Annotated in this window: 14 protein-coding genes; 10 read left to right on the plus strand and 4 right to left on the minus strand. The window is 55.4% G+C overall.

Going from position 1 to position 10,783, the window contains the following annotated elements; translation table 11 throughout:
* Nucleotide 1: 1 nt before the first annotated feature.
* The 3 genes from sdhD to VEB01_RS02305 all read right to left on the minus strand — a co-directional run bounded on the left by sdhD (nt 2) and on the right by VEB01_RS02305 (nt 1,032).
* Complete coding sequence (gene sdhD / locus VEB01_RS02295) at nt 2-382, minus strand: succinate dehydrogenase, hydrophobic membrane anchor protein (RefSeq protein WP_324872488.1); 381 nt, start codon at nt 380-382, stop codon at nt 2-4.
* Nucleotides 383-402: 20 nt separating this feature from the next.
* On the minus strand, nt 403-771 hold the full coding sequence (sdhC, locus tag VEB01_RS02300) for a succinate dehydrogenase, cytochrome b556 subunit (protein ID WP_324872489.1): 369 nt from the start codon (nt 769-771) through the stop codon (nt 403-405).
* A 102-nt stretch (nt 772-873) separates the two neighbouring features.
* Nucleotides 874-1,032 carry a DUF1674 domain-containing protein gene (locus tag VEB01_RS02305; protein ID WP_324872490.1) on the minus strand — a complete coding sequence of 53 codons (159 nt, stop codon included), beginning with the start codon at nt 1,030-1,032 and terminating at the stop codon, nt 874-876.
* A 424-nt stretch (nt 1,033-1,456) separates the two neighbouring features.
* On the opposite strand from VEB01_RS02305, the gene VEB01_RS02310 reads away from it, so the two are divergent.
* The 10 genes from VEB01_RS02310 (at nt 1,457) to VEB01_RS02355 (ending at nt 9,444) form a co-directional block, all read left to right on the plus strand.
* Nucleotides 1,457-1,648, plus strand: a complete 192-nt coding sequence (locus VEB01_RS02310; protein ID WP_324872491.1) for a CsbD family protein — start codon at nt 1,457-1,459, stop codon at nt 1,646-1,648.
* Nucleotides 1,649-1,886: 238 nt separating this feature from the next.
* Nucleotides 1,887-2,405 (plus strand): hypothetical protein, encoded by a 519-nt coding sequence (locus VEB01_RS02315; protein ID WP_324872492.1) that lies wholly within the window; start codon nt 1,887-1,889, stop codon nt 2,403-2,405.
* Nucleotides 2,406-2,449: 44 nt separating this feature from the next.
* Nucleotides 2,450-2,890: a DUF2383 domain-containing protein gene (locus VEB01_RS02320; RefSeq protein ID WP_324872493.1), complete on the plus strand. Its 441-nt coding sequence runs from the start codon at nt 2,450-2,452 to the stop codon at nt 2,888-2,890.
* A 135-nt stretch (nt 2,891-3,025) separates the two neighbouring features.
* A complete protein-coding gene (locus VEB01_RS02325) occupies nt 3,026-4,054 on the plus strand; it encodes an SDR family oxidoreductase (RefSeq protein ID WP_324872494.1) in 1,029 nt (342 codons plus the stop codon).
* Between the two features lie 781 nt (nt 4,055-4,835).
* Complete coding sequence (locus VEB01_RS02330; protein WP_324872495.1) at nt 4,836-5,372, plus strand: hypothetical protein; 537 nt, start codon at nt 4,836-4,838, stop codon at nt 5,370-5,372.
* 91 nt (nt 5,373-5,463) lie between these two features.
* Nucleotides 5,464-5,886 carry a phage holin family protein gene (locus VEB01_RS02335; RefSeq protein ID WP_324872496.1) on the plus strand — a complete coding sequence of 141 codons (423 nt, stop codon included), beginning with the start codon at nt 5,464-5,466 and terminating at the stop codon, nt 5,884-5,886.
* A gap of 56 nt (nt 5,887-5,942) precedes the next feature.
* Nucleotides 5,943-6,392 carry a ferritin-like domain-containing protein gene (locus tag VEB01_RS02340; protein ID WP_324872497.1) on the plus strand — a complete coding sequence of 150 codons (450 nt, stop codon included), beginning with the start codon at nt 5,943-5,945 and terminating at the stop codon, nt 6,390-6,392.
* Nucleotides 6,393-6,529: 137 nt separating this feature from the next.
* A complete protein-coding gene (locus VEB01_RS02345) occupies nt 6,530-7,759 on the plus strand; it encodes a DUF3618 domain-containing protein (protein ID WP_324872498.1) in 1,230 nt (409 codons plus the stop codon).
* Between the two features lie 175 nt (nt 7,760-7,934).
* The gene (locus tag VEB01_RS02350) at nt 7,935-8,999 is read left to right on the plus strand and encodes a YihY/virulence factor BrkB family protein (protein WP_324872499.1); all 1,065 of its coding nucleotides are present in this window, start codon (nt 7,935-7,937) and stop codon (nt 8,997-8,999) included.
* Nucleotides 9,000-9,024: 25 nt separating this feature from the next.
* Entirely contained in the window at nt 9,025-9,444 is a 420-nt protein-coding gene (locus VEB01_RS02355; RefSeq protein ID WP_324872500.1) for a CBS domain-containing protein, read from the plus strand.
* Nucleotides 9,445-9,518: 74 nt separating this feature from the next.
* Here VEB01_RS02355 and VEB01_RS02360 read toward each other — a convergent pair whose 3' ends face one another.
* Complete coding sequence (locus tag VEB01_RS02360) at nt 9,519-10,391, minus strand: SDR family oxidoreductase (RefSeq protein ID WP_324872501.1); 873 nt, start codon at nt 10,389-10,391, stop codon at nt 9,519-9,521.
* Nucleotides 10,392-10,783: the final 392 nt, after the last annotated feature.

The raw sequence follows: 10,783 nt of genomic DNA on the forward strand, positions 1-10,783 counted from the left end.
GCTACCCCATGAATACGATGCGCAACGTGGCATAGAGAGATGCCAACGCCAAAAAGGAGAAGACCAGCTTCATGCCCAGAATGCTGAGCATCTTTAGCCAATCGGTATGAACATAATCCTCGATCACCACCTGCAACCCCAGCGTAGCGTGATAGAAAACGAGGATGACGAAAGACAGCATGAAAATGCTGTTCCAAGGTGTAGCTATCCACCGAACGACTTGTTCGTAATCCGCATGGGGCAACGAGACGACTGCCGGCGCAAGCCAAAATATCAGAGGAATCAGCGCGATCGAGGTCACCCGCTGCCGCCACCATTCATGAGTTCCCTGTCTGGCCGAGCCCAGTCCCCGGGCACGGGCTAGCGGTGATCGATAGTTCATAGGCCCTTAGAAAATGGTGATCATGTAAGGATTAATAATCCCAAGGTCAGCAACACCGCAGCGACCAACTCCCAATAAGCGTAACGGTCCAAAGTATCACGATAGAAACCGTGCCCGGTGTCCCAGATAAGGTGTCTGACGCCGTGGGAAAAATGAAGGAACAAGGAAAAAAGCCAAGCCCACAACAGCAACGTGCCCGGCACCGAGCGTAGAACCGCTTGAGCCCAGGCGAATTGGGCCTCTCCCTCGGCAACCGCCATCAGACACACCGCCCAAAACACCAGCCCGATGCTCAACAGCACCCCGGTTATTCGATGCGTGATCGACAAAACCGCGGTCAGCGGCAGCCGATAAACCTGAAGATGCGGCGACAGAGGACGTTCACTCATATCGAACCATGGCGCAAAACCTGATTTGTTGCCCTAGGCTGCGATGGCAAACCTATAAGCATGGATTTTCGTCGGCCACGCCGACAACTATTCGCACATCGACTAGAAATCGATGCACCGGCCGTTCTTCTCCCAATCGCCGTAGCGGGTCGGCTCAGGACGTTTAGTTTCCTTACTTGGGGCGGCTTGCGATTCGGACTTTCCCGCTTGATCTTCCTCGGGAACCTGATCTTTCTGCGAAGGCTTGATTTCTTCGGTCATGACACAACTCTTTCAAGATCCTTAAGGCTTTTATACCTTGGCACGGAGGTGATCTCAAGCGGCTCACCGCACTCCTTGCGACTAGCGTCCAAAAAGTTATTAGAACGAGGGGCTTCCATTATTGTTCCGCCTGATCAAAGCCGGAAAAGCAAGCCTGCTTTCATAAAATGTATTCGTGGGTGAAAAGCCTAGCCTCGATCCGAGCGCATGTTTGGGATGAATGAAACAAGTAACGCTCGTTCAACCTATCCTTTTGATCAGGAATTTTTCGCGAGTGGCTTTGTCTGAGGTTTTATGAACTCTTGATCAGTCAGACAGATACGGTCGAGGATAGGTACATATGTCGTCAATACGTATATGTACTCAGGTATTAATTCACCACAAGTTGAACTTAGGCCCGTGGTGAGCCTTTTGGAGAAAAGTCATGAACTGGGATCAAGTTAAAGGAAACTGGAAACAAGTCAAAGGCACCATTAAAGCTCAATGGGGTCGATTAACCGATGACGAGCTCGACGAGATTAATGGCGAAAGGGAAAAACTGGTAGGCAAGATTCAGGAAAGGTACGGAATAGCTCGTGAAGAGGCCGAAAAGCAAGTAGAGAGCATGAAGATGTAAATCAAATAACCCGTCTAGCTGACGGCCGTTCGGGTTTACCTTGACCTGTAGGGCGATATAAATCGGATATGCCGCCAGTTAGGCGGGTTAGCTATCAGAATGGAAAGTCTTGGGTATTATCGGTCACTCATATTTCTAAGATATCCCGCGCCGCCAATTAAGTTCACGAAATAGACCACGTTATTAGTATCTCTTTAAATCAAGAGTTGCTATTCGCGCAGTTCACAAGGAGATTGACATGCAAAAAGCCGTATTTTGTATCGCCAGGACCAGAGACCAGGCCGAGTCGATTATCGACCGTTTGAAATCCTCGGGTTTTTCGAACAACGATATTTCGGTCTTGTTCCCCGATAAATCGACAACCAAAGATTTCGCGCACGAGCAACACACCAAGGCTCCGGAGGGCGCGACCGCCGGAGGAGTCACAGGTATGGGCGTGGGCGCCGTGTTGGGCTGGTTGGCCGGAATCGGCACCTTGGCCATCCCCGGTTTGGGACCGTTTATTGCCGCCGGCCCCATTATGACCGCGCTTAGCGGGGCTGCCGTCGGCGGAGCGGCTGGGGGGCTGGTCGGAGCCTTGGTCGGTATGGGAATTCCCGAGTACGAAGCCAAACGTTACGAGGGAAAGATTAAGGACGGAAACATTTTGATTTCCGTGCATACCGACGACAGTCAACAACGGTCCAAAGTCAAAGACATTTTTGAACAAGTTAATGCGGAAGACATCGCAACGACCGGCGAAGCCAGCGTCAGCTAATCGCATGTGGATCCGCAACCCAGAGCAAACATGAGGAGGCGTTTATGCCATGGGATGAGTCCAAACTAAACACGCTATTGCGCGACGAAATATCCGCCGTCGAAACCTATCAACAGGCTTTGGATAAACTGCGTGACGAGCCGCAGGTCGGCGGGGTGCAGCAAATTTCTTCGATTTGTGAGGATCACCGCGATTCCGCAACCAAGCTTAGGGAGCGGATCATCCAGCACGGAGGCAAACCCACGGAAGATTCCGGCGCATGGGGGACCTGGTCGAAAATGGTTATGGGCGGCGCCAAATTATTGGGCGATCAAGCGGCTCTTACCGCCCTCCGTCAAGGCGAGGAAAACGGTATCAAGGACTACGAAGAAGCCTTGCAGGATACTGATGTCCCGGGAGATGTCCGCAACTTGATTCAAACAACGCTGCTGCCGAGACAACAGCAGCACATTAACGTTTTGAACAGACTCATCGGAACTGCTTAGACCTGATACGGCGCGGTCAGGCAGAGCCGGTCGAGAGCGGATCTCGCCACGCTTTGCTCACCGCGCCTTATTTATTCAGCGGTTTATGCCGATATTTCCGAATCCGTTCTGCTGGAACCAGAAGGACATTTTTCCATGCGATTGAACATTTCCGATTCCGTGATCGTGATCACCGGAGCGTCCAGCGGCATCGGAAGAGCTACGGCGATGAAAGCCGCCGAGCAAAACGGAACGGTAGTGTTGGCCGCTCGTCAGGCGGACGTATTGCACGAAGTGGCGCGGGAATGCGAGCAAATCGGCGGACGCGCGCTGCCTATGAAGACCGATGTGACCGACGAAGAGCAAGTCAGGCAATTGGCGCGTCGCGCAATCGAAACCTACGGACGGATCGACGCTTGGGTCAACGATGCCGCCGTTACCATGCTGTCCCGGTTCGAGGATGCGCCCGCGGACGCATTTCGGCGCGTGATAGAAACCAACTTCTTCGGTTACGTTCACGGTGCACGGGCGGTTCTGCCCTATTTCCACAGGCAAGGTCACGGCGTATTGGTCAATGTGGGGTCCGTGGTCGGAAAAGTCGCGGCGCCGTATGCCAGCGCGTATGTTGCCAGCAAGTTCGCCATCACCGGATTCTCCGAAAGCTTGCGCATGGAATTGCGCGACACGCCCGACATTCACGTGTGCACCATTCTTCCGGCAACCATAGATACGCCGCTGTTTCAACATGCGGCCAACTATTCCGGCAAAGTGGTTCAGGCGATGCCGCCGGTTTATGCGCCGGAAGACGTAGCGGAGGCTATTCTGCATACGATCCATCATCCGAAGAGAGAAGTTACAGTAGGCAACGCGAGACGGATGATCGCCATGCGAAACCTCGTGCCGCCGCTGGCGGAACGGATGGTGGCGAAAAAGGTGGAACGACGTCATTTTCAAGCCGGGCCCGGCACGAATTCGCCCGGAAACCTTTTCGAACCCATGCCCGAGTTCGATACCGTGCATGGCGGTTGGCTCGAGCCTCGGCAAAGCCATCGAAAGGTGGCTTGGACCGCAGGCACTTTGGCTTTGCTCGCCGGTATAGGCGCGGCACTTTACCTGAGTTCGTCCAGGCGCCCTACATCACGACTCCGTGAAACCACCAGCGCTCTCCCGGATCTCGAACCCTGATCGATTGCCGGAATCCCGGCATGGAGCCGGCGACTAACCGGAACGAATCCGCGGCCGCACGAACGATTTTTATCCGCTACTCCGGGCGCCGATGATTTTTCGGTTTACGGGTTGGCAGAGTATTCAGATACTCCATTCCGCACTTTCGATACCGCAACTGTTTGCTCCAATTTGCCTTCGATCGTCGCTTCGCTCCCCCTTCTCAGGGATATTCAATACTTCCATCGCCGGCAGACGACAAAACGGCTCGATTTTCACCGGCCGCCGCAAGTTGGTTTCTGAATTTGTTCCACACAACAGACACCAGATTCTATCGTTCATCAAGCCAGAACTTTATCAAAAGCCTTAAATCTATATTAAGGACCCGATTGTCAACGTGTTTTGGTTTAGCGCCTATTGGAGACGAACAATATAGCCTTATATTATTTGCCTATTTTCAACTCGTTGTAGCCATGAGGCCAAATAACATTGCATCTGTTGTATAAAGGCAATATATTTTGGCCGTTATTTCTATAACGAACCTACATACCCCTTCCTAAAGCGAATTATACAGCAGCCGATCGATATCCGCTGATAACCATACATTATCGAGCCATATAAACCATTTCACGAGGCAATCTCAGACTCCTGTCAGATCAATGATAGGTAGATATCTGTGCGACAAATTTACGGCAAAAAAGGAAGCATAGCCACTAAATATACGAAGTAATACGACTGGTTTTCAATAGTATTTAAGGGAATACTTTGTTAATTATCAACCATCGCGATATGAGGTGATGTTATGGCTAACGTAGATACCGATTTAAGCACCCATAAACCTCCCTCCTCAACTCAGTCCGGTACTGGCATGGGTACCTCCGGCGGCTCGGCGGATATTAAGACCGAGGCCAAGGAAGCGGCAGGCCAGATGAAGCAGGAAATGCAACGGCTGAAGGAAGAAGCCAAGCAGCGGGGAGAATCCTTGTTCAAGGGACAGCGCAACGCGGCAGCCGCGGAAGTCGGCGGCATGGCGGAGGCATTGCATCGAACCGCTCAGCAGTTGAACGAGCGCGAACAGCCTACGACCGCCCGCTATATCGATCGTGCGGCAGGAACTCTCGACAGAATGGTCAATACCATTCGCGAGGGTGACCTCCGCTCCATGGTCAGGCAGACGGAGAACTTTGCCCGCCGAAATCCGGGAGTTTTCTTCGGAGGAAGTGTACTCGCCGGATTCATGCTCTCGCGCTTTTTCAAAAGCTCCGCGGAACGGAGAGAAGGCGAGTCCGCGTACAGCTCCAAGGAGCGCATGGGAGCCGAATCCGGATACACCCACTAAGGCTTCCGACTCCGAAAGGGCCGCATGCGTCGCACGCGAAATGTCCGGCGCGAAAAGCGCCGGCCCAACCATTATTCAGAGGAATGCTGTCATGCAACCAGATGAAGTTACGGGCAAGAAAGATCCCTCGCTTGCCGGGCTTGTAACGGACTTTACGCGGGAGTTATCGACTCTTGTCCGTCAAGAGGGTCAGTTAATGAAGGCCGAGTTTTCCGAGAAGGTGTCCGAAGCGGGTGCCGGGGTTGGCTCGCTGACGGCCGGCGGCGCCGTCCTGTTCGCGGGATTCCTGGTGCTCTTGCTAGCGGCGGTCGCCGGACTTAACGACATCATGGGAACGGTCGCCGTCGATAACCCGTGGTTGTCGCCTCTTATCATCGGCTCGATAGTCCTTATCGTGGGCTTGGTGTTGCTGCAAAAAGGCCGCAGCAATCTTAAAGCCAAAAACCTGATGCCGAAGAAATCCGGCGAGTCACTCCGCAAAGACTCGGAAGTTTTGCGTGAGCACATGAAGTGATTCGTAATCGTTCAGGAAGGGATTCGTATTTGACATGGTGATTGCAGAGGAACCGTATGCCTACCCTAATTGGAAATGAGGACTCTTTCATCGATACGCTGACCAATCTGATCGAGCTCGACTTTGATGCCGTCGCCGCGTATGAGGCGGCAATCAAGCGGCTCGACGATGGCGCTATAGGCGATCAGCTCGGTCAGTTCATGAGCGATCACCAGCGTCATATTCAGGAACTCAGTCATATCGTGCGCGATCTTGGCCGGGTGCCGCCTATCGAAGCCGATTTCAAAGCGGTTTTGACTCAAGGCAAGGTCATCATCGGCAATATTGCCGGCGACAAAGGCATTCTCCAGGCCATGAAATCCAACGAGGACGACACCAACCAAGCGTACAGCCAGGCACTCCAGCGTACCGACATTTTGCCTCAAGCCCGTCCGGTGCTTCAGCGCAACCTGGCGGACGAGCGCAGGCACCGAGCCTGGATCGAAGAGCGTCTTGCGCGGATGTAACCGTTTCTCGGAGGCTTTACGCGAGTCGGTTGACTGTCTATCGAAAAGGACAGCTTGACAACAATAGGTTTAGAGCGCCCTCCTTCAAACGCGAAGACTGGGATGCGCGCTCTTAAGCAAACGAAATGGAGAAAGTTATGGCTACACATGATGAGACCAGAAGGCCCGAACAGATCGAAAACGACATCGAGCGGACACGGAACCAAATGGCGCACACTCTGGACAATATTCAAAAGAGGTTTTCACCCGGACAACTCTTGGACCAAGCCTTGGGTTACCTGGACGGAAACGGCAGCGCTGACCGGATAACCGAAAACTTGCGGCGGTTCGGCTCGAATGCCGGGAACGTCGTCAAGGAGAATCCGATCCCGATAACTCTGCTCGGAATCGGGCTCACCTGGCTGGCGGTATCGGGTCGTAGCGGCGCCAAAGGCCACCGGCGCCCCTCTCGATTCATGGGGACATCTTCCGGGATGGAAGGCATGCATAGCATGCATGGCGAAATACAGAGTTCCGGTACTCAACCCATGGGCGAAACCATGGGAGAAAAACTGGAACACGCCAAAGGCACGGTATCGGAGACCGTTAGCCATGCCCGTGAAAAGATCGGCGAAAAGGCGAGCCAGGTTCGCCACTCGGTCGGAGGCGCCATGAGCAGCGCCCGCGAAAAAGCCGGAGAAGTCACCCATAGAGCGCAGGATCAGGCCGTACGCCTCGGCCACACGGTGCAAGACCAGTATCAACACCTTGTTCAAGAACAACCCTTGGTCTTGGGGGCGCTGGGAATTGCCATCGGAGCGGCGCTCGGTGCCGCCATGCCCCGCACGCGCATGGAGGACGAAATGATGGGCGAGACCAGCGATCAGTTGATCCACCAGGCTCGCGAAACCGGCCGGGAAATCATGCATGAGGGCGCGGCCGAAGTCGAACGCAGACCGGTTACCGCCGGTCCGATGCACGAGGGTCCGACCGAAGCCGAAAGCAGCCCGATCACTGCCGGCTCGATGTCGGGCGAAATACGTCGCGATATGGAAAGAGGCCAAACCGGGGCCGGCACCACAGCCGGAGGTACCACCACGGGTACCACGGTGGGAGGTACCACTGCCGGCGGCACCACCACCGAAGGTATGGGTGGAGTTACCAGAAGCACGGGAGGCGAGGCAGCGGCCGGCGCTTCTACAAGCGGGTCACCGATGGGCGAACGGCGGGGAAGCATCAGCGACCGCCGCAAGGGATTCTTGGCCGAAACGGTCGGAGCCGCCACGCGAATGGCGCCTACGGGAGAGCGCCGGCAGGGCATGGGCGATCGACGGCTCTCCGGGTCTATGGGCCACGGAGCCGGCTACGACTCCCCGAGAACACCGTAAGCTCCGGATAGCCTAGGTAGAAAGCCATGACGCACGTTCACCGTGCGTCATGGCGAATGCCCATAACGAGCGACGGACATAGTGCGACGAATGTAAAAGCCGATGCTGCGGGATCGACTCCCACAGCATCGGACGATAGAACTCGATTTCCGAATTGTTCAGGGAGGTACTACGGATGCCAACATCGACTCACGCGTCCGCTTACGATGACCGAGGTCGCACGGCAACGCGCCCCTGGGATATTCCGCTTACGGGATGGCGCGATATAGCCTACCGTGTTAAAGACGAGGTCATCCGCGACAATATCTCCTTTGTGGCAGCCGGCGTAGCATTCTATGCGCTGCTGGCGATTTTCCCCGCCTTGGCGGTAATGGTCGGCATTTATGGCCTGGTCGCCGATCCCGCCGACGTTCAGAAAGAAATCGAGGCGCTGGCGACCATTGTCCCTCCGGAGGCGCACGCGCTACTGAGCAGGCAGTTGAGCGATATCGCCAGCCATGCCAATTCCACGTTGAGCATAGGCGTCCTGATAGGGTTAGCAGTGGCGGTCTGGAGCGCCGCCAAGGGCATCAATTCTCTGATTACCGCGCTGAACATCGTCTATAACGAGCAGGAGAAACGGAGCTTTCTAAAACTGAACGGCTTGGCTTTAGGATTCACCTTCGGCGGAATCCTCTTCGCTGTTTTAGCGATGGGCCTCATTATCGGCCTGCCTGCATTCCTCAGCTTTACTGGGCTCGGCGGCTTTCTGTCATTCCTGTTTTCGCTCTTGCGTTGGCCGCTCTTGGGCCTTGCTTTCATCCTCGGTCTGGCCTTCATCTACCACTATGGCCCCAGCCGTGATAAGCCCCGCTGGCAATGGGTCAGTCCCGGAGCCGTGCTGGCAGTGGTGTTGTGGCTGATAGGCTCGGGACTGTTCTCTTTTTATGTGTCCAACTTCGGAAACTACAACGAAACTTACGGCTCCGTCGGCGCCATCGTCATTCTGCTCACGTGGTTTTACCTTACGGCTTACGTCGTGCTCCTGGGCGCCGAACTCAACGCCGAAATGGAGCATCAAACCAAGCAGGACACCACCGAGGGCGAGCCAGAACCTTTAGGCGAACGCAACGCTTACGTAGCCGATACCGTCGGCCCATCGCATGAAGGCGGAGAAGCGGACGACACCGACCGCTCACGGCAACACCGTAAACAAAGAGAGCAAACGCTCACTCCGAGACCGCCCGACTCCGGGCAATAACTGAACCGACACATAGGAGAACAGTATGAAAAAGGTACGGGAAATCATGACCAGCGGCGCCGAATGCATCGGCGAGCACGAAACGATCATCGAAGCCGCGAAGCGCATGGAGCTGTTGGACATCGGCGCACTCCCCATCTGTGGCGACGACAAGCGCCTCAAGGGCATGCTGACCGACCGCGACATCGTGGTGAAGGTTCTGGCCGAAGATCGGGATCCCGCGACAACAACCGCAGGAGAGTTCGCTCAGGGCACGCCGGTCATGGTCGATGCCGACGACTCCATCGATAGCGCGCTGCGCAAGATGATCGACCACAAAGTCAGGCGCTTGCCGGTCATCGAGGCGCACAAGCTGGTCGGCGTGGTAAGCCAGGGCGATTTGGCGACCAGTCTCGACACCGCCAAGGTCGGAGACCTGGTCAAAGCGATTTCCGCCGCGCCTTGAGCGGATATGTCGCGGTCCTATAGTGGGCGGGGTTTTCCAATGCTTGTGGAAAACCCCGCCAGAAAAAAGCAAACTCAGCCCGCGCGGCTATTTCCGCCCAACAAGGTCAGCACCTCGCCCGTGACATAGCTCGAATCCGCCTCGGACGCGAAATACACGTAAGCCGGCGAGATTTCCTCCGGCTGGGCCGGTCGCTGGAATTTGGTCTGCATACCGAATTTAGCCACTTTTTCGGGCGGCTGGTCCGCGGGATTCAAAGGTGTCCAAACCGGCCCCGGAGCGACGCAATTCACCCGGATCCGCGCTTCCGCGAGATTCTGCGCCAGCGACTTGGTGAAAGCGATGATCGCGCCTTTGGTCGCCGAGTAATCCAAAAGACCGGCGTTGCCTTCAAGCCCGGTAATCGAGCCCGTATTGATGATGGAGTCGCCCCCCTTGAGATGAGGCAGCGCCGCCTTGGTCATGTAGAAATAGCCGTAGATATTGGTCTTGAACGTCAGATCCCACTGCTCCTCCGATATCTCCTCCAGGCTCTCTCGGTGTTTCTGGTACGCCGCGTTATTCACAAGGATATTCAGCTTGCCGAACTCCTGAACGGTCCGCTCCACGGCTTGGCGGCAAAAAGACGGATCCTTGACGTCGCCGCAGATGACGATGGCCCTGCGTCCTTCCGCTTGGACCGCCTGTTTCGTTTCCTCGGCGTCGGAATGCGCCTCGTGGTAGAGGATGGCGACATCCGCCCCCTCTCGCGCAAACAACATGGCGACGGACCGGCCTATTCCCGAATCGCCCCCCGTCACCAACGCGACCTTGTCCTTGAGTTTGCCCGCCCCCTTGTAGAGCGGCGCCGAATATCTCGGCCGAGGCTCCAGATCGGACTCCAGTTCCGGCCGTTCCAAATGCTGTTCCGGAAACGGCGGTTTCGGTTCTTGCACTTCGCCCGTCATATCGCTTGCTCCTTTGCCTGATACAAACCCATATTCCCCGGATTGATGAAATCCGAGAACACAACCGATCTTCAAACGTAAATGTTCGACTCGAACCGCCGCGCGTTTATCCGACATCTCGGCGAGAGCCGGCGATGCTATCCCGTTGTAAAAAACGCTATAAAGAGACCGCGGAATGGATCGCGAACGACAAACGCCGCGATTATCGAAGTCGCTGGAACCATTAACTTAGAAGCTGTCTTCAAACTACGGCGCGCCGCCATACGCGCGTTGCTCAAGGGCTCAAAATGCTGATGAAAAGCATCCCTGCTTTTCACTCACCACCTCCCTGTGGTTCGCCCTTGCGGGCGGCCGCGCCGTGCAAATCGGCCATCCTGCCGATTTGTCACCCT

It is taken from the genome of Methylocaldum sp., from assembly GCF_035627495.1.
Lineage (GTDB): Bacteria > Pseudomonadota > Gammaproteobacteria > Methylococcales > Methylococcaceae > Methylocaldum.

Excerpts from the sequence above, each read along its gene's own strand:
- sdhD (WP_324872488.1), bottom strand. The coding sequence starts at position 382 with ATGAACTATCGATCACCGCTAGCCCGTGCCCGGGGACTGGGCTCGGCC.
- sdhC (WP_324872489.1), bottom strand. The coding sequence starts at position 771 with ATGAGTGAACGTCCTCTGTCGCCGCATCTTCAGGTTTATCGGCTGCCG.
- VEB01_RS02305 (WP_324872490.1), bottom strand. The coding sequence starts at position 1,032 with ATGACCGAAGAAATCAAGCCTTCGCAGAAAGATCAGGTTCCCGAGGAA.
- VEB01_RS02310 (WP_324872491.1), top strand. The coding sequence starts at position 1,457 with ATGAACTGGGATCAAGTTAAAGGAAACTGGAAACAAGTCAAAGGCACC.
- VEB01_RS02315 (WP_324872492.1), top strand. The coding sequence starts at position 1,887 with ATGCAAAAAGCCGTATTTTGTATCGCCAGGACCAGAGACCAGGCCGAG.
- VEB01_RS02320 (WP_324872493.1), top strand. The coding sequence starts at position 2,450 with ATGCCATGGGATGAGTCCAAACTAAACACGCTATTGCGCGACGAAATA.
- VEB01_RS02325 (WP_324872494.1), top strand. The coding sequence starts at position 3,026 with ATGCGATTGAACATTTCCGATTCCGTGATCGTGATCACCGGAGCGTCC.
- VEB01_RS02330 (WP_324872495.1), top strand. The coding sequence starts at position 4,836 with ATGGCTAACGTAGATACCGATTTAAGCACCCATAAACCTCCCTCCTCA.
- VEB01_RS02335 (WP_324872496.1), top strand. The coding sequence starts at position 5,464 with ATGCAACCAGATGAAGTTACGGGCAAGAAAGATCCCTCGCTTGCCGGG.
- VEB01_RS02340 (WP_324872497.1), top strand. The coding sequence starts at position 5,943 with ATGCCTACCCTAATTGGAAATGAGGACTCTTTCATCGATACGCTGACC.
- VEB01_RS02345 (WP_324872498.1), top strand. The coding sequence starts at position 6,530 with ATGGCTACACATGATGAGACCAGAAGGCCCGAACAGATCGAAAACGAC.
- VEB01_RS02350 (WP_324872499.1), top strand. The coding sequence starts at position 7,935 with ATGCCAACATCGACTCACGCGTCCGCTTACGATGACCGAGGTCGCACG.
- VEB01_RS02355 (WP_324872500.1), top strand. The coding sequence starts at position 9,025 with ATGAAAAAGGTACGGGAAATCATGACCAGCGGCGCCGAATGCATCGGC.
- VEB01_RS02360 (WP_324872501.1), bottom strand. The coding sequence starts at position 10,391 with ATGACGGGCGAAGTGCAAGAACCGAAACCGCCGTTTCCGGAACAGCAT.